Here is an 18238-nt window from a genome sequence, read left to right on the forward strand (position 1 = left end):
TAAAACACTAAAGCTTTTTTATGATAAGAGACGTGCCATGAATAATTCTATGACTCAATTCCTCATTAACTACGCGCCGCTTATTATATTATTCGTGGTGGGGTGGTTCTTTGGATCGCGTCATGAGCGCCAACACTTAGCACAGCTTAGTATCGCAGAGCAAACCTTGGGTCACATCGTGGTCTCAAGCGAGCGCTTTTATCATCCCAAGTTGGCAGCTGATAGTAAAGGTGAACTGGTGCTGGGCAGCGTGGTGATTGCCCAAGATTACTTTAAGATGATTATCGCTCGAGTACTGAGTTTATTTGGCAAAAACTTAACCACTTATGAGACTTTGCTAGATCGCGCACGGCGTGAGGCTATCGTCCGTATGCGCACGCAGGCACAGGCCAAAGGCTACAATCATATCTATGGTTTACGTCTGGAAGTCACTAGTATCAATCAATTGGGCAGCATGGTCGAAGCCATTGCCTATGGCACAGCAGTGGTCGATATCGACACAGCAACTGACCACCACAAATAGCTCAGCCAACCCCTAATTATCTGTAAGTTTCTATGGCTTTTCCGACAGTCATCAATGCTTGTTTCTTCAATGCCATCGTAAGCATGCCATCCTAAAATTTATATTTACATCTATCAGCGTAAATACCTCAACCCTATATTCCATTACAAAAGCCCATTATTGACCGGGGAGTAACTGAATGATGTAAGTTATGAGCACGCGACAACGCTATACTTAATTTTATCGTTCGATATGCTGGTGTACGTGTATTAGCAGGATTGGCTTATACCGCTAGCGTGAAAAATATCGTTATAAATTCTACAGCAACCTAGCCATTAAGTGCTTTGATCAAGTGCATTAAGGACAAGCGCTGTGTGTCGACCTATAGACAGGTCTTATCTACATGGATGTAGTTATGGAAAATCTTGAAATAGTCACCTTAGTAAACTCAGTCGTTATTCCCCTTTGCCTATTTTTGATTATGATGGGCATGGGTATGACCCTCATTACCAACGACTTTAAACGTGTTTTGAAATACCCAAAAGCGGTCAGTATTGGCTTGCTCAATCAGCTTATCTTATTGCCGATTATTGGTTTTGCACTGGCAAATATCATGCCGTTGCGACCTGAGTATGCGGTAGGGGTCATGTTACTCGTGCTCTGCCCAGGTGGCACCACTTCCAACCTATTTACCTTCCTTGCCAAAGGCGATGTAGCGTTATCAGTCACTATGACGGCCATTGCTAGTGTCGTCACGGTATTTAGTATTCCTGTTGTCCTGAGCTTTTCACTGATTCACTTTATGGGTGCTGGGAGCGAGTTTCAACTGCCGATTATAAAGACCATGATTTCTTTATTCGTCATCACCATTCTGCCTATTAGTATTGGTATGCTGATCAAACGCTTTGCGCCAAGGGTTGCTGATAGCTCACAAGTCATAGTCTCTCGTTTTGGCGTGACGTTTTTGACATTTTTAGTGGTGTTTTTGAGTTATGTACAAAGAGATATCATCGTTGAGGCGCTTATCGCTACCGGACCAGTATCGTTGCTACTAAACCTGTCAACCATGGCGCTTGGTTACTATAGCAGTAAATGGTTGGGCTTGAACCTAGCACAGCGAACGTCCATCACTATGGAAGTTGGCTTGCAAAACAGCACCTTGTCTATATTTATGGCGCTCACGCTATTGTCTAATTACGACATGTCGATGACACCAGCTATCTATACGTTAGTCATGTTCTTGACAGCAGGTATTTTGGTGCGAATATTTAGCGCAAAATATAATAAGATGAAGAAGACGGAAATTGAGAAAGGTGTTTTGGCTGCACGTATGCTCTAAATGTGTCGTCACTATTGATTACTCATAAAATATTGCCAGCGCACACTCTTAAATAATGAGTCTGCGCTGGCATATGTTTGTGCGAATCAGAGGCTTTATGAGTTGATAATAATTTGATAGTGAGTTGATAGTCATTTGATTACTCTAGTGATGTCGTCTATCCATCCTCGCTATTTGATTGTCTTTATTTTGCTGCTTAACTTTGGCGACATCAAATAAGAAAGTACGGTTTTTGAGAACCGCGACAAATACCACGCCGCCGACGGTATTGCCCAATATCACCACCACCAAAAATATCAAGTAACGCCAAAATCCGACGGTGTTGCCATAGAGTAGGGCAGAAAATACCTCAATATTACCCACGATACTATGATGCAAACCCAAAAATCCAATACTGCCTGTGATCAACGAGACCAGCACGATACGGCTAAGGGTATCGCGTGCCGAGGTGACAAGCCACGCAGCCACGCCCATCATCCAACCTGCCAGTACCGCGCTACCAAATATGACCCACCATTCAAATCCTAAAACATGCTCGGAATAGGCGTCGATATCGCTGGCGTCAAACAGATGCATATGCAAACCCAAACCGATCATCAATGCTGCAAATAGACAACCGCCAACGATATTGCCAGCGATGACAATCCCCCAAAGCCGCATGAGTTTGTTTAATGGTTCGATACCATTGAGTACCGGTAGGCTCAGCAGAGACGTTTGCTCAGTGAACAATAGCGACTGACCAATGACGACGATAATAAAGCCAATCGGATAAAGTAATGATGCCAGCACCATGGCATATTGATTGGGCATTACATCGGTCAATAGGGCGAAGGCGGACAAAATCATAAACAGACTAATACCAATCTCCAATCCTGCAGTAAAGGCACTGGTAAATAACGAGCCAAGCGAGCGATTAAAGGTTTCTTTGGCATCGATGACTTGCTCGACTAAGATGCTGGCATAACTTTTTGGTTCGCTTAAGTTGTCATCGCTGGCCACTTCTTTGATGGTTTCTTTGTCTTCGTCACTGATTTCTTTTGGCAAGTCTTCATCTTTTATGGCGTCACTTTTGGACACACCTTCATTTTGGTTTGCGTCTTCAGAGCCATTTTGACTTTCATTTTGAGCGCTATCCTGATTGGTTCCAGTAGCCACTTCTAACGCCTCGTTATTGTCCTTCTCATCGGCATTGTCACTACTCTGCGCCGCGTGAATACTAGCTGTCGAGCTCGGATCATTATTTTTATTAGAATTATCTTTAGTATTAGGCATGACAGTAAACTTATATAAGAGGAGCGGTGAGTGAAGGATATAAAAATAACGGTCAAACCAGTGTCAACGTCATAGCCGTTGCCATGTTGCTGCAATGCAAAAAAGCTTATTTTAATAAGTTACAGTAAGGCCATAACGACTGCAAGTATTGAAAAAGCATTCGATACTAACAAAATCTGCCCATATAAGATAAAATCATCCTACTAACTTTTTTGTTTGCTCGAATCACCTATTATTATCCAGCGTTAGCGCTATGCCTGAACCCAGCTTGCGTTGGTTAATTGTATGAATTCAGCGATAACCATACTTTTGCTTACTATTTATTTAATCCATTTACGTTTTAGTCTGAGAGCCTTATGAGTAACCCTAATAGCAAAACTAACCTGACCCAATCTATCCAAGCGGCACTTAGCCAACTTGAAAACGCCTATAATCCTGCGGAAGTCGAAGCGGGCATGTATCAAGGTTGGGAAGAAAGCGGCTATTTTCAGCCGACTTTTGACAAAGAAGAGTCATTTTCTATTGCCTTGCCACCACCGAACGTCACTGGCTCGCTGCACATGGGACATGGTTTTAACAACGCAATCATGGATGCGCTCACACGTTACCACCGCATGGATGGTGACAACACGCTGTGGCAGCCAGGTACGGATCATGCGGGTATCGCAACTCAAATGGTCGTTGAGCGTCGCCTAGAGGCGCAAGGTATCAAGCGCCGTGATATGACGCGTGAAGACTTTATCGATAAAGTATGGGAATGGAAAGAAGAGTCGGGCGGCAATATCACTAGCCAAATTCGCCGTTTGGGCAGCTCGGTGGATTGGTCACGTGAGCGCTTTACCATGGATGATGGTCTGTCTAACGCGGTAAAAGAAGTGTTCGTACGCCTGTTCGACGATGGACTTATCTATCGTGGTAAGCGTTTGGTCAACTGGGATCCTAAGTTCCAAACCGCATTATCTGATTTAGAAGTGGAAAACCATGACGAAAAAGGCAGCTTGTGGCATTTCCGCTATCATTTCACGGATGCAGACTTAACGACTCAAGATGGTAAAAACTATCTAGTGGTTGCTACTACGCGCCCTGAGACTTTGCTTGGTGATACCGCTGTTGCGGTCAATCCGAGCGATGAGCGTTATGCACACTTGGTCGGCAAAACCATTACCTTGCCAATCACTGGTCGTGTCGTGCCTATCGTCGCTGATGATTATGTCGATATCGATTTTGGTACTGGCTGTGTGAAAATTACTCCAGCGCATGATTTTAACGATTATGAATTGGGTCGTCGTCATAGCTTGCCATTAATTAATATTCTTGATGAGCGCGCCAATATCTTAGCATCGATGGAAGTCTATCCTGACTTGCAGACACGTGAGCCAGAATTAGAGACCACGCCAAGCGAGTACGCAGGACTTGAGCGTTTTGCTGCGCGTAAGTTCCTTGTCGAGCAAGCAGGCGAGCAAGGCTGGCTAGAAGATATCGAAGACTATGCACTAAAAGCCCCACGTGCTGAGCGTGGCGGTACGATCGTTGAGCCGTGGTTGACCGATCAGTGGTATGTCGCGGTTAAAGAGCTGGCCAAGCCTGCGATTGACGCAGTAGAAGACGGCAGCATCGAGTTCGTCCCTGCACAGTACAAAAACATGTATATGTCGTGGATGACCGATTTGCAAGACTGGTGCATCAGTCGTCAGCTGTGGTGGGGACATCGTATCCCTGCATGGTATGACGATGCGACTGGTGAAATCTATGTCGCCCGTGACGAAGCCGAAGTACGTAGCAAGTACAATCTAAGCGATGATATCGTATTGCGCCAAGACAATGACGTGCTCGATACATGGTTCAGCTCTGGTCTATGGACGTTCAGTACGCTTGACTGGGCAGACGTCAACGCCGATCCACGCGTGATGGACACCTTTCACCCGACCAGCGTGTTGGTGACGGGTTTTGACATTATCTTCTTTTGGGTTGCTCGCATGATCATGATGACCATGCACTTCGTGAAAAACGAAGATGGCACGCCGCAAGTACCGTTTAAGACCGTTTATGTGCATGGTCTGGTACGTGATGGCAATGGTCAAAAAATGTCAAAATCAAAAGGTAACGTCTTAGACCCGATTGACCTTATCGACGGTATCGATCTAGAAGCACTGGTAGAAAAACGCACCAGCAATATGATGAATCCAAAAGACGCAGCCAAAATCGAAAAGCAAACGCGTAAAGAGTTCCCAGAAGGTATCCCAGCCTTTGGTACGGATGCACTGCGCTTTACCTTTACATCCCTTGCCAGTACCGGTCGCGATATTAACTTTGATCTAAAGCGTGTCGAAGGCTATCGTAACTTCTGTAATAAAATCTGGAACGCCAGCCGTTTTGTACTCATGAACTGTGTCGATAGCGAAGGCAGTGCCAAGCCTATCGATCAAGCGGCCAACCCTGACGTTTGGGAATTGCCAGAAAAATGGATCATGAGTCGTCTGAACTCTACCGTTGCCGATATCCATCAGCATTTCGCTCAGTATCGTCTCGATATGGTCAGCCAAGATATCTATGAGTTTATCTGGAATGAGTACTGTGATTGGTACGTTGAGCTTGCCAAAGCCAGTCTGAATGATGACTCAGTGTCTGACGAACGCAAAGCGCAAATCCGCTATGTATTACTGCATGTGCTAGAGACAGCACTACGCTTTAGCCATCCAATCATGCCGTATCTGACCGAGCAAATCTGGCAGACGGTCGCACCACTATTAGGTCGTAAAAACACCGATAGCATCGTAGTCGCTGACTATCCAAAAACGGATGAGGCACAAATCAGTGAGCAGGTTGAAGCGGATATGGCGTGGCTACAAGAGCTAATCGCTAGCGTCCGTAACATCCGTGGTGAGATGAAACTGGGCAACGCGGTACGTCTGCCAGTGCTACTACAAAATATCTCTGCTGATGAAGATGCGCGTCTATCACGTATCAAAAACCAGTTCAAAGCGCTTGCCAAAGTCGAGAGCTTAGAGATTATAAATAGTGGCGACGGTTCTGATCAAAAGATTCCACTATCGTCATCAAGTATGGTCGGTCAGTTACGTGTACTCGTACCGATGAAAGGTTTGATTGATCCAACGGCTGAGCTGGCACGTTTGGGTAAGTCGTATGATAAGTTGAAAGGTCAAGCGGAAGGCATCGCTCGTAAGCTAGGTAATGAGGGCTTTGTCAGTAAAGCACCTGCGGAAGTGGTCGATGCTGAGAAGGCGAAACTGGCTGAGCTAGAAGGGCAGTTGACGGCGATGACGGCGCAGATGGAAGAGTTAAGGGCTTTGTAGGTTGTATTTGGTCATAAATAGCAATAAGCTGACTTAATAGAATTGTGTCTAATAGTTTAGATTACTAGAGTTTCGGATGCGTTTTGTAGTACTATATTGTTAGTATAATAAACATTTGTCTTCTGAAGTTAAATTTTTTATTTAGTCGATCTTAGTCGTATTATGATTAATGTATAATTACCTTATAAAAAGACTACCTTGCTTTTGAATACTTAAAAAAATAGTGATGACTCAAGCAAAGGGTATACCATATATCTTTTGCGAGTCAAAAACCGTCCATAGTACAAGAGTATTACTATAAACCTTCAAAAACTAATACTTAGAAACAAAAAATCTGGAAAGATATTATGAAACTTCTTTTTCAACCTATAAATGACGCACACTCGATCGTAGAGTTGGTTTTTTTTCTTAATTTCTCATCAAATTTGAGAAAAGAAGATATTCTAGGGATAAAAGAAATATTTAATGAAAAGTACAAAAAATTTAATAAAGATACGCCAGTATATAAATTAGAGCACAAAGTGAAGTTTAATGAGGAGGATACTGCATCCATTGATAGTAAAAAAACAACGTTTTCTGGTTTTGAGCTAGAAAGTTTAGATGAACGTGGGGAACTAAATTGGGGTTTAAGTTTATCAGAAAACAAGTTCCTAGTACATTGTTTGAACTATTCTAGTTGGGAAGTAACTTTAGACGAAACTATAGGTTATATTTCTGATGTGCTTGAATTTTTAAAAGATAATGATACTTTACTAATATCTAATTTTGGTCTCAAATACTTAGATAGGTTTGTTTATAGCGAAAATATAGAAGAGTCTAAATTAGTAAGTTTATTCAATAGAGAAAATATATTTTTAGCAAAAAATATATTAGAGTCAGGGGATGTATGGCACTCTAATACGGGTTGGTTCGAAGATATGCCAGAAGATTTTATTATTGAAAATTCCTATGCTTTTAAATGTCTAAATCAATTAGGTGTAGAGTCAAAATCCAATGGAAAAAATAATGATATAGAAGAAATCATTGTCAGTATTGATCATGGTTGTTTTTTGATACCTAAAAAAGTTATAGAAAATGACTCTAAATATGGTATTGAAGTAAAACATATTAGTATGGGTTATATTAACAAATGCTTCAATTTTCTTCATGATAAAAATAAGATAGTTCTAAAAGGTTTGCTGTCTGATAGCATGTCTAAAAGAATTAATTTATATTAGGAGTTTTTATATGAATACTTATCTTGATTTATCAACTTTTGAGGAAAAGCCTTCTATTCCTTTCAAAAGTGCTATGTCTAAAATGAAAGATAGTATCGTTTCATTTTTAAATCCTGATGTTAGTGACTGCAAAAATACCTCATGCAATATTATTAGAAATAATGAAGATGTATATCTTAATAATGCTTCTTTATATTTTCATGATCAAGCATCTATTTTTCTTTCTGAAGATACAGGAACCTACGAAAAATCTGTAAGTGATATTAATTATTATGAATCAGTATATTCTTCTAGTAAAGAATTAGAATATTTGTTGTTAGAGCAAGAAATAAATAAAACGTTAAAAAATATTAAGACTGATTTAGAAATAAATACTACTTCCTCTAATATTAGAAAAATCAGTCCAACTAATACAGCTATTGGTAGAATTAGAACACTGAGTATGTATGAAGACGGTTGGAATGGTATAGATAGTGTAGGGGCACAGAAAAAAACTGTACTAGAAGCAGAAGATTTAGCAAGGCTAATGTTCAAAAATACTATAAGAAAGCCTTCTATTTCTTTAGCAAGTGATGGAGAAATTAATTTTTATTGGAACTTCAACAGAAATATCTTGGACTTAGGGGTCTTTGGTGATGGTTATTACTCGTATTACTTTCGTAGTAACGAAGGTAAAGAAATCTTTGCTGATGATAGACCTATTAAATCGATTGTCGATGATGAAATATTAAAGATAGTTACAGTTTAATTATGCATAAATATACTATTGAAGATGAAAAACAAATGTGTAGTAAATACTCTCCTGGAATTATATTATGTTCTGAAGAGCTTTATAGAATAACTTTACATCCTGAACATATTAGTAGTGAGGGAGATGTTCTGCCATCAGCTATATCAACTGCAGATTTGGAGTGTAGAGGATTTAGCGTAGAGAGGAAAGAATATTCAAGTACTAATATTATTTGTGATATAGCAGATAAGCAAATCCAAAGTAAGGAAGCAAGGGAGTATGCAGAAGTAGCAAAATTAGAATGCGGTAAAATTCGCACTCTGAACTATGAGCAAACAAATGATAGATCTTTTTTAGTAATTGATGATGCTTTAGAAAACAATATAGCTCATGCTTCAATCTACTCAGCAATGAAAACATCTAAAAAAAGTATACTAAGAAAACTACGAACACAGCTTTCCCCATTTTTGAAAAATAGAGTTTCTTTAGATAGCTTAACTACTTGATATTAGCTTGCTAATAATTCTATGAAATTATTAAACATTACGCACTTAATCTTCTTAGGTTAGGAAAACCGCTCTAGCTCATGCTGTAGCGGTTTTTTAATGTCAGTAATTAGTCTATTATCTTCAAAGGAATAACACTTTAACGTAAGGAACACTATGAACCGTCTCACCGTCGGACAACGCTCGCCTTTAAGCAATCTTGCTATTGACGACACCGCACCAATTACGCTTAAGTTCACTCGTCAAAGTCCGATAGAGATGGACATCAGCTGCTTTGCCTTAGACGCAGCGGGCAAACTGATAAACGATGATTATATGGTGTTTTATAATCAGCCAACCTCACCATGCGGGCAAATCAAGCTCACCCATTACGAGTCGCAGCCAACGGAAGGCATCCAAGCCGAGTTTGAAGTCAATTTGTCCAAACTGGCTGCGGATATAGACAGCTTGTTTTTTGTATTATCAGCCGACACGCCGCTGAGTCAAATTCAATCATTAGAGATTGGCATTTGGCAGCAGTCACAAAAAGCGCAGGCAGAATATCAAGCAGCAGACTTTGCCCAGCAGCAAGCCAGTATGCTGATGCAGCTTTATCGTAAGAATGGGGTTTGGCGGGTATCTAACGTCGCGCAAGGCTTTAATGGTGGGCTTGCCGCCATCGTGCAGCATTTCGGTGGTGACGTAGAAGAGAGTAGCTCGACAGCAGAGCCGACCGCAACGCCAGTTAAAACAAAACCATCGCTAGAAAAGGTCATGCTAGACAAGGCACCAAAACTGGTCAATCTGGCCAAAAAAGCCACGATATCGCTTGAGAAGCGCCAATTGCAGCAATTGACCGCAAAGGTGGCTTTGGTGTTAGATGCCTCAGGCTCAATGAATAGACAGTACAAGAAAGGCCGCGTGCAAGAAGTGGTCAACCGCATATTGCCATTGGCAGTGAGCTTCGATGACGACCAAGCACTAGACTGCTGGGCGTTTGCCCGAGATCCGCAGTATTTGGGCGAGATTGGGCTGAGTAACTATGACGGTTTCATTGACAACGCTCATGGCGGCTGGCGCAAATGGGCACTTGGCCCGCGTGTGAATAACGAAGCAGAGGTCATGAAAGCCGTGACAGAGTTTTATCAAAAAGACGGCTTGGATGTGCCTGTCTATGTGCTATTTATCAGTGATGGCGGGGTGAATGACAATCGCGGTATCACGAGAGTCATGACGGAAGCGGCGAAACTGCCAATATTTTGGCAGTTCGTGGGCTTGGGTGGTCGTGGTTATGGCATTCTAAAAAAACTAGACGACATGACAGGGCGCGTGATTGATAATTGCGACTTTTTTGAACTCGATGATTTGGATGATATCAGCGAAGAAGCTTTGTATGAAAACATGTTAGAAGAGTTTCCACTGTGGCTAAAAGAAGCCAAGCAGCTTGGTATCGTCACGAAATAAATCAATCAGACACTTGTCACTAAAACTAAAAAACCGCTCATAGTTTAGACTGTGAGCGGGTTTTTTTGCTAAAAATTCAGTCAAAGGTTGTGAGCTCACTTACTCAACCACTAACCAAACATACTTATTAATAGCAAAAACCTCGTAAAAATAGCCTTGTACCGTTTTGAGCAATATCGCATGCTTAGCTACCTATATAGGTAGCTATTTTATAAACCAGTAGCTACTTACCCCAACTGATACATCGTTGAATGACACTACTTATATGACCAATCATAAAAAAACCTTTTACTATAGACCTAATACCAATCAATCGAGAAGCCCCGCAGTGCGTTGGACGTTTGTCATACTGGGTTGGGTGTTTTTTATATTGGGTATTATAGGAGTGCTGTTACCCGTGATGCCAACTGCGCCTTTTATACTACTGGCAGCAGGGTGCTGGGCACGCAGCTCACGGCGCTTCCATTTTTGGCTGATCAATCACAAATACTTTGGGAAGTTTGTCCGTGATTGGGAAAATAATCATGCTGTACCTCTCTATGCCAAGTGGTTGGCAACGATAATGATGACTATATCGACGGCAATGTTATTTTATCGCTTGCCAGCCGATACGATGTGGGTGGCATGGGCGGTAGCCACTGTTTGTAGTGGGGTTGCGGTGTATTTGTTCCGCTTGCCAAATGCCTAAAATCGTTGCAATTTGAACCAAAAATGACTAATAAAAGGGCTTTGTTACACGAAATGTCAGATAAGGCTTGCGATACTAGGATGTACCCCTTATAATACGCCCAAGCTTAAGAGCAGTTCTGCACCAAATCATTACCTCGTAGTATTAGTTATAATCCTTCGTTTTAATATTTATCGTTCAGTAGCTATTTGCAAGCGTTACCGGTCACTAGGCCATTAATAAATTAAAAAGTAGGATTATCAATATGTCAGATACTCAAAAAGGTACAGTTAAGTGGTTCAACGAAGCTAAAGGCTTTGGTTTTATCGCTCCAGAAACTGGCGCAGACGTTTTTGCTCATTACAGCGAAATCACTGGTTCAGGCTTCAAAACTTTAGCTGAAGGCCAAGAAGTTGAGTTCACTGTAACTCAAGGTCAAAAAGGCCCACAAGCCCATAACATCGTTGCTATCTAATCTGTCTTTATAGACACTTAGAGCAAGATGAAAAAAAAGCGAACCTTCGGGTTCGTTTTTTTTCGTCTGTCATTTAGTATTAGATAAAATAATATAGTCAGTGAAAAGTAATATCGATACATCACGAACTGCTGATATCAATTTTGCTTGCTTGCTTGCTTGCTTGCTGTGCCTGTGCAGACATAGGCTACAAAAAATGGATATCGGCAGTATCGTAGCGTTTTTGGGATATTTTGACTATATATTAAAAAGGCCTCCGACTATAAATAGTTGGAGGCCTTTTTTTTAATGAGTGTGGTGAATCTATCAGATAGAGCTAATACCAATATTAATCAAGCCACCGCCAATGATTAACCAAGCAAACATAATAGCACCCAAGATCAGTGGCTTCACGCCAGCTTGCTTAATCGCGCTCAGATGAGTCGTCAAACCCAGTGCAAACATCGCCATCGTGAGCAAAACATCATCAAATTTGACCATACTTTGCTCAAAGCTGTCAGACATAGGCACCCATGTGTGCAGTATGACGATAAGAATAAAAATAAAGGCAAACCATGGCACGTTGACCTGTTTAACACGGTCTACAAACGACAATGTCTCGCCCTGACTGTCATTGTCACCCTTGGTTAAAGCAAAGGACAAAATCAGTAGGAAAGGGGCTAGCATCATCACGCGTATCATTTTGGTCACGACGGCTGTATTACCGACATCAGGATTGATCGCGTTACCTGCTACCACGACTTGCGCGACTTCGTGTATGGTCGAGCCAGTATAGATGCCATATTGTTGAGCATTTAGCCAAGGCTGCAACCAACCAAGATGATATAAAAATGGATAGAGTAGCATCGCAATAGTGCCAAAGACGACGACGGTTGCCACAGCGATAGTGACTTTATGCGCTTCTGCTTTGACCACTGGCTCTGCGGCAATCACTGCGGCTGCTCCGCAAATACTAGCGCCTGAGCCAATCAATATAGTCGTTTTTTTATCGACTTTTAGCCATCTCGTACCCAGCCAATAGGTCAATAAAAAAGTCGATGTCAGTACCAGTGCATCCGTCATAATCGCTGGCATACCCACGCTAGCCACTTGGGTCATCGTTAGCTTAAACCCATAAAACATAATGGCTAGACGCAAGATTTGACCTTTGGCAAAGCATACACCAGCATTTAGCTGCTCAGCGAAATTAGGGTATACCGTATTGCCTAAGACCATACCGAGCAAAATTGCCAATGTTAAAGAGGACAGTCCGACGATGCGCCCGTTCGACCAAGTGTCTAGACCAGTATTGAGCCATAAACAAAATAAACTACCGACCAGCACCACGACCAATCCTGCTAAGTGCCGATTGTTTGGAAAGTAACGATTCACTGAGTGGGCAAAAGCAAGCATGACAGACCTATCCTATTATTGCTAATCGACATAAGCATAAACTTATGAATAGACAGTATAAGATAAGCTGATTTATAATAAAAACAGATTAATAAGATACAAACTATCGAAAATTTGGGTTAATAGGGTTGTATTGACCGTTTGATATTAAAAGATTAGTCCTAAAAGACGGGCATAAGGTGTCATTAATTAATGAAAAAAGCGATGCAGACGCTACCGAAGATTACGCTAAAACAATTGGCGGTATTTGTGAGTATTTATCAGACGGGCAGCACCAGCCGTGCCAGTGAAGCGCTGCATTTATCACAGTCAGCCGTCAGTAGCGCGCTGACTGAGCTCGAATCCAGACTGCAAATGCCGTTGTTTGAGCGCGTTGGGCGTAGGCTCAACCAGCATCCAAATGCCCATCCTATTTATGTGCAAGCGCAAGCAATCTTGGGGCAGTCACTGACGCTTGAGTATTATCACAAGCACCAAGCAGGACAGATTCATATTGGCGCGAGTACGACTATAGGCAACTATGTATTGCCACCGCTGCTGGCTGAGTTGTATAGAGCCTTGCCAAATGCAAATGTGAACACTTATATCGCCAATACCCAAGAGGTAGTCGCGGAGGTTGAGCAGTTAAATATAGATATTGCGCTAGTAGAAGGGATGCCGCGACCTGCGGATACTAAGGTCATTGAGCAGCGTGCATGGCGAACGGACACCTTGATGGTCTTTGCCAAACGCGACAGCAAATGGCTGACAGATATGGCAGCATATAACGATGTGGATAATTGCTACGAGCTTAGTATTGAGCAACTGGCAAAGCTACCCTTGTTAGTACGTGAAGCAGGATCAGGTACTCGGCAAATTATCGATGAGCAATTATTACAGCATATGCCCGATGCCGAAATTATCATGGCCATTCAGCAATCGGAGGCGATCAAGCATATGGTCAGTGCCGATATTGGGCTGGGTTGTCTATCACAGCACGTGATTGAGGCAGAATTGGCCAGCGGTAAGCTAGTACAAGTAAAAGTGGCAGGCATTGATTTGTCGCGAACTTGGTGGCTAGTATGGCATAAAGCCCGCCATCAAAGCCCAATTTGGCAAAGCTTTATTGATATTTTGACATCAGAATGAGGGTTAGAGACAGATAATAAAAAACGTCCCATAGCCATGACTATAGGACGTTTTATAAAATATTATGTTCAGCTTGTAATATAAGCGGCTTAAGTTAACTCATTAAAGCTAAGCAGCCTTTACACTTAAGCATTGTTTATTGAAAGGTGATCGCTTATTTATTAACTGGCTTATCCAGTCTCACGACTAAGCTATCGCAGGGGACATTTGGCAAAATATTATCTGCTGTTGCCCCACTGAGCCATGCGACGATACCATGGCGCTCATGACGACCGATAACCAGTAAATCAACATCATGCTTATGACAATAATTGACGATACCTTCGCTACTAGAGATGGCGGTGGTCACCTCGGCATTGACGGCGGTTAAGCCATTACGCTCTAAAAATTGTGCTAGCTTGGCTCGTGCTTCTTGGCAACGCTCATCGTCAATCTGATCATATAAGCTAGAGGCGGGTACTAGCTCATAGCCAAAACCAACCATCGTATCTTTGACAATATGCAGTACAGACAGCTTAGAACCCGGGCGGTTATCGACGATTTGTTTGGCTTTTTGCGCCACTGTGTCGGCATCAGATAACAAGTCGGTAACCAGTAAAATATGTTGGTAACTCATGAGGTGCTCCTCGTAGCAAGTAGTCTTAACTATAGCACTACTGATGACTGCTGTTAAGTAATGTCGGCATACTTTTAAAGCGCTAAGGTATTGCCCTTCCTAGTTGTACTATATAGTCATTCCACTATAAAAGTGTTACTGCGTTAACCTCACTTGAAGTATTTGATATACATCTACACTTGGTTGCCTTGTACTACTTTTAAATTGAATCGACTATAGTTGAATTCAAATAATTTCGATACAAGGAAACCGAGCGCAAGTTATACATTAGTATGCTTAGCGCGGATGACGATGTAGCGGATTTATATGGATTTGACTATATCAGCGCTGCTCTTTCTTAGGATAAGGCCTTGACTTCTCTGTCTGCTAGCCCCATCTATTAGCGCTAGACCCATTTTTTCATTGCTATAGCTTACCCACCATAAAACCGATAAAATTTTGAGCATTAAATTTTAATGATCACTTTATCACGCACATTATTACCATTCTATTTACCCTGAATTGCAGGGCATTATCTACATAATGAGCTAAGGACAACTATGACTGACACCGCATTTACCGCTGACCTAACATTGCACTCCGCATTTGAGTTGATTGAGCATCGCCATATTGAGGCGCTATCGATGGATGTGCTGATCAGTCAGCACGTCAAGACTGGTGCGATGCATTATCACTTAGCACATCCGAGTGATGAAAATGCATTTTTGGTAGGCTTTCGCACTCAGCCAATGGACTCAAAAGGCGAGGCGCACATCTTAGAGCATGTGGCTTTATGTGGTTCTGAGAAATTCCCTGTGCGTGATCCGTTTTTCTCAATGATTAAGCGCTCGCTCAATACCTTTATGAATGCGATGACCGCTGCTGATTGGACGGCTTATCCGTACGCCACACAAAACAAAAACGATTACTTCAACCTGCTTGCCGTTTATCTTGATGCATCATTTTTCCCGAATATTCATCCGCTTGATTTTGCTCAAGAAGGTATTCGTGTTGAGTTAGATGAAAATGACAAGCCGCAATTTAAGGGTATTGTTTTTAATGAGATGAAAGGGGCTATGAGCGGCGAGATTGATCAGCTGTACCATGCTGTTGCCCATCATCTCTTCCCAACGACGACGTACCATTATAATTCGGGCGGTGAACCTGCTGATATTCCTGACTTGACCCATCATGAGCTGGTCGAATTTCATCAAAGCCATTATCACCCATCAAACAGTGTGATTATGAGTTTTGGTAATATTCCTGTCGCTGAGACGCAGGCAAAAATCCATGAAGATGCCTTGATTCAGTTTGAGGCGGGCAAGAAGCATGTATCGCGTCCAGAAAAACGTCTATCTGCATCGATTAGCGCTACCGACACTTATACCGCTGACGAAGCTGGCCCTGACCAAACCCATCATGTTGTGGCGTGGTTATTACCATCGATTACCGACCCCAAGCAGCGCCTTGCTTTGCGTCTACTAGAAGGCGTGTTGATTGAGCATGCTGGCTCGCCGTTGCGTGCTTATCTGGACAGCCATCCACTCGGCAAAGCACCAAGTCCGCTATTGGGGCTTGATGACAGCCATTACGAAATGGTCTTTTATACGGGTCTGCGCGGTTCAAACCCAGAGCATGCCGAAGCAGTCGAGCAGGGCATTATTGATTTGCTGACCGAAGTTGCAAGCTCACCAGTCGATGACGAAACGATTGAAACCATCCTGCATCAGATTGAGATAGATCAGCGTCATATCGGCGGTGACAGCATTCCTTATGGTTTGAATCTCATGCTAGAAGGCTTTAGTACCGCCATTCATGACGGCAATCCAATCGATGTGTGGGAAGTGGACGAGCATCTACAATGGCTGCGTGAGCAAGTAAGAGACGAGCAATGGTTGCCCAACTTAATCAAAATACATCTACTGGATAACAATCACCGCGTGCGCGTGACCCTAACACCAGACAGCGAAAAAACGGCTCGTTTAGCGGCAGCTGAGCAAACGCGTCTCGACACTATCGCCATGGATTTGACCGCTGATGATAAAGCCATCTTGCACAAGCAAGCATTGGATTTGGCAGCGCGCCAAGCAGCACCAGATGATTTGAGCTTATTGCCAAAAGTTGGCTTGGATGACGTACCGACGGATATCAGCTTTAAGCAAGGCAAGCAAAAACAAGTGAATCTGAGCGGGCAAGACAGCACCCTATTTGAATATGAAGCAGGCACCAATGGCTTGTATTATTATCAAGTAATTGTGCCGTTGACCGATGCGATTGGTAATGCAGGTACAAGCGAGTTACCCGTCAATGAAGTCATTAATCATCCGCTACTGCCTATTTATTTAAGCTTACTGTCTGAGCTGGGTACCGACTCGCTAAGCGCCCATGAAATGCAAGCCAAGCAAGCGGCGCATTCGTCAGGTGTGACAGCGCGTATTAGCCAACGTACCAATATTGATGACAGTCAGTCTATCAGCAGTTATTTTGTGGTGGCAACGCGCGCACTAAACCGCAAGCCTGAGGCGATTGATTTACTCAAAGAAGTGATGGAGCACAGCGTCTTTACGGAGCATGACCGTATAAAAGAGATTCTGCAGCAGCGTCAAGCAGGCTGGCAATCAAATCTTGCTGGTTCAGGGCATGCTTATGCGATGCAAACGGCCAGTCGTGGTATGAGTCGTCAAGCGCAGTTAGAGTATGTACGCAGTGGTCTGCCAGCATTGAACGCGTTAAAGGACTTTTTAACCCATGCCAGTAATGATGATGCGCAGTGGGATAAATTAGCCACTAGCTTGATGGATTTACATCAACGTTTCATCAGCCTCCCTAAGCATGCCGTCATCATCTGTGAAGCCGAGCAAACTGAACGCTTAAGCAGTTTGATTGTCGATAGCTGGAAAGACAGCCAAGCGCCACGTATTGCCGCGCAGCTAAGCAACTCTGATGCTAGTATTGAAGACAATATCCCGAGCGAATTTGCTGAGTTGCAACTTGATGCGGCACTAAATGGTGAGAAAGATGTTGTCAAATCGTTAGAAAGTGGTGTCGCACTCGATGTTGAGGACTTGGCATGGTTAGTGCCGACCAACGTCTATCACAATGCCAGTGCCTATACGGTTCCAGCGGCTGATCATCCGGACACAGTAGCCTTGATGGTATTAGCGCCTTACTTGCGCAATGGCTATTTGCATAGCGCCATCCGTGAGCGCGGCGGTGCTTATGGTGGCGGTGCGGGCTACGATGCCAATGCTTGCGCCTTTAAGTTCTTTAGCTACCGTGATCCGCAGTGTGCTGAGACTTTTGCTCACTTTGATGCCAGTATCGAATGGTTATTAAATGAGCCACAAACCGATGAGCAATTGGAAGAAGCCATCTTGGGTATTATCTCCGGTATGGACAAACCGGGATCTCCAGCAGGCGAAGCGATCAAAGCATGTTTTTCTGACCTGCATCATCGCGGTGCTGACTGGCAGCGTAAAATGCGTGCGTCAATTTTAGCCGTGACTATTGATGATTTGCAGCGCGTTGCCAAGCAATATTTGCAAGGGCAAAAACATGTGCGTGCAGTCTTAGCGCCTTATGACAAAGAAGAAAAGGTAAAAGATCTTGGTTTTGAAGTTTGTAAAATAAAAAGCTAAGGTGGTCAGACTTACCATGA

14 protein-coding genes are annotated in these 18238 nt (G+C 42.8%); 11 read left to right on the top strand and 3 right to left on the bottom strand.

Features of this window, described 5'->3' with window-relative positions; translation table 11 throughout:
* Nucleotides 1–37: 37 nt before the first annotated feature.
* Complete coding sequence (locus tag JMY08_RS05315; RefSeq protein ID WP_194619506.1) at nt 38–523, top strand: YbjQ family protein; 486 nt, start codon at nt 38–40, stop codon at nt 521–523.
* A 394-nt stretch (nt 524–917) separates the two neighbouring features.
* Nucleotides 918–1841, top strand: a complete 924-nt coding sequence (locus tag JMY08_RS05320; RefSeq protein ID WP_189585690.1) for a bile acid:sodium symporter family protein — start codon at nt 918–920, stop codon at nt 1839–1841.
* A 144-nt stretch (nt 1842–1985) separates the two neighbouring features.
* On the opposite strand, the gene JMY08_RS05325 is transcribed toward JMY08_RS05320, so the two are convergent.
* Nucleotides 1986–3113, bottom strand: a complete 1128-nt coding sequence (locus JMY08_RS05325; protein WP_201591912.1) for a formate/nitrite transporter family protein — start codon at nt 3111–3113, stop codon at nt 1986–1988.
* Nucleotides 3114–3469: 356 nt separating this feature from the next.
* Here JMY08_RS05325 and JMY08_RS05330 point away from each other — a divergent pair, with 356 nt between their 5' ends.
* The 7 genes from JMY08_RS05330 (at nt 3470) to JMY08_RS05360 (ending at nt 11465) form a co-directional block, all read left to right on the top strand.
* Nucleotides 3470–6427, top strand: coding sequence for a valine--tRNA ligase (locus tag JMY08_RS05330; protein WP_201591926.1), 2958 nt, complete (start codon nt 3470–3472; stop codon nt 6425–6427).
* Nucleotides 6428–6774: 347 nt separating this feature from the next.
* Entirely contained in the window at nt 6775–7644 is an 870-nt protein-coding gene (locus tag JMY08_RS05335) for a TIGR04255 family protein (protein ID WP_201591929.1), read from the top strand.
* Between the two features lie 10 nt (nt 7645–7654).
* Nucleotides 7655–8392 (top strand): hypothetical protein, encoded by a 738-nt coding sequence (locus tag JMY08_RS05340; protein WP_201591932.1) that lies wholly within the window; start codon nt 7655–7657, stop codon nt 8390–8392.
* A 2-nt stretch (nt 8393–8394) separates the two neighbouring features.
* Nucleotides 8395–8880 carry a hypothetical protein gene (locus JMY08_RS05345; RefSeq protein ID WP_201591935.1) on the top strand — a complete coding sequence of 162 codons (486 nt, stop codon included), beginning with the start codon at nt 8395–8397 and terminating at the stop codon, nt 8878–8880.
* A 156-nt stretch (nt 8881–9036) separates the two neighbouring features.
* Complete coding sequence (locus tag JMY08_RS05350; protein ID WP_201591949.1) at nt 9037–10323, top strand: VWA domain-containing protein; 1287 nt, start codon at nt 9037–9039, stop codon at nt 10321–10323.
* A gap of 265 nt (nt 10324–10588) precedes the next feature.
* The gene (locus JMY08_RS05355) at nt 10589–11011 is read left to right on the top strand and encodes a YbaN family protein (protein ID WP_201591952.1); all 423 of its coding nucleotides are present in this window, start codon (nt 10589–10591) and stop codon (nt 11009–11011) included.
* A 244-nt stretch (nt 11012–11255) separates the two neighbouring features.
* Nucleotides 11256–11465 (top strand): cold-shock protein, encoded by a 210-nt coding sequence (locus JMY08_RS05360; RefSeq protein ID WP_010201661.1) that lies wholly within the window; start codon nt 11256–11258, stop codon nt 11463–11465.
* Nucleotides 11466–11771: 306 nt separating this feature from the next.
* Here the strand turns inward: JMY08_RS05360 and JMY08_RS05365 are convergent, their stop codons facing one another.
* Nucleotides 11772–12857, bottom strand: coding sequence for a YeiH family protein (locus JMY08_RS05365; protein ID WP_201591955.1), 1086 nt, complete (start codon nt 12855–12857; stop codon nt 11772–11774).
* Between the two features lie 192 nt (nt 12858–13049).
* Here JMY08_RS05365 and JMY08_RS05370 point away from each other — a divergent pair, with 192 nt between their 5' ends.
* Nucleotides 13050–13985: a LysR substrate-binding domain-containing protein gene (locus JMY08_RS05370; protein WP_201591958.1), complete on the top strand. Its 936-nt coding sequence runs from the start codon at nt 13050–13052 to the stop codon at nt 13983–13985.
* 154 nt (nt 13986–14139) lie between these two features.
* Here JMY08_RS05370 and JMY08_RS05375 read toward each other — a convergent pair whose 3' ends face one another.
* The gene (locus JMY08_RS05375; protein WP_010201658.1) at nt 14140–14601 is read right to left on the bottom strand and encodes a universal stress protein; all 462 of its coding nucleotides are present in this window, start codon (nt 14599–14601) and stop codon (nt 14140–14142) included.
* A 539-nt stretch (nt 14602–15140) separates the two neighbouring features.
* On the opposite strand from JMY08_RS05375, the gene JMY08_RS05380 reads away from it, so the two are divergent.
* Nucleotides 15141–18218, top strand: coding sequence for an insulinase family protein (locus JMY08_RS05380; protein WP_201591961.1), 3078 nt, complete (start codon nt 15141–15143; stop codon nt 18216–18218).
* Nucleotides 18219–18238: the final 20 nt, after the last annotated feature.

Source organism: Psychrobacter sp. Pi2-51 (assembly GCF_904846665.1).
GTDB lineage: Bacteria > Pseudomonadota > Gammaproteobacteria > Pseudomonadales > Moraxellaceae > Psychrobacter > Psychrobacter glaciei.

Excerpts from the sequence above, each read along its gene's own strand:
- JMY08_RS05340 (WP_201591932.1), top strand. The coding sequence starts at position 7,655 with ATGAATACTTATCTTGATTTATCAACTTTTGAGGAAAAGCCTTCTATT.
- JMY08_RS05320 (WP_189585690.1), top strand. The coding sequence starts at position 918 with ATGGAAAATCTTGAAATAGTCACCTTAGTAAACTCAGTCGTTATTCCC.
- JMY08_RS05345 (WP_201591935.1), top strand. The coding sequence starts at position 8,395 with ATGCATAAATATACTATTGAAGATGAAAAACAAATGTGTAGTAAATAC.
- JMY08_RS05315 (WP_194619506.1), top strand. The coding sequence starts at position 38 with ATGAATAATTCTATGACTCAATTCCTCATTAACTACGCGCCGCTTATT.
- JMY08_RS05350 (WP_201591949.1), top strand. The coding sequence starts at position 9,037 with ATGAACCGTCTCACCGTCGGACAACGCTCGCCTTTAAGCAATCTTGCT.
- JMY08_RS05330 (WP_201591926.1), top strand. The coding sequence starts at position 3,470 with ATGAGTAACCCTAATAGCAAAACTAACCTGACCCAATCTATCCAAGCG.
- JMY08_RS05370 (WP_201591958.1), top strand. The coding sequence starts at position 13,050 with ATGAAAAAAGCGATGCAGACGCTACCGAAGATTACGCTAAAACAATTG.
- JMY08_RS05335 (WP_201591929.1), top strand. The coding sequence starts at position 6,775 with ATGAAACTTCTTTTTCAACCTATAAATGACGCACACTCGATCGTAGAG.
- JMY08_RS05355 (WP_201591952.1), top strand. The coding sequence starts at position 10,589 with ATGACCAATCATAAAAAAACCTTTTACTATAGACCTAATACCAATCAA.
- JMY08_RS05365 (WP_201591955.1), bottom strand. The coding sequence starts at position 12,857 with ATGCTTGCTTTTGCCCACTCAGTGAATCGTTACTTTCCAAACAATCGG.
- JMY08_RS05375 (WP_010201658.1), bottom strand. The coding sequence starts at position 14,601 with ATGAGTTACCAACATATTTTACTGGTTACCGACTTGTTATCTGATGCC.
- JMY08_RS05380 (WP_201591961.1), top strand. The coding sequence starts at position 15,141 with ATGACTGACACCGCATTTACCGCTGACCTAACATTGCACTCCGCATTT.
- JMY08_RS05325 (WP_201591912.1), bottom strand. The coding sequence starts at position 3,113 with ATGCCTAATACTAAAGATAATTCTAATAAAAATAATGATCCGAGCTCG.
- JMY08_RS05360 (WP_010201661.1), top strand. The coding sequence starts at position 11,256 with ATGTCAGATACTCAAAAAGGTACAGTTAAGTGGTTCAACGAAGCTAAA.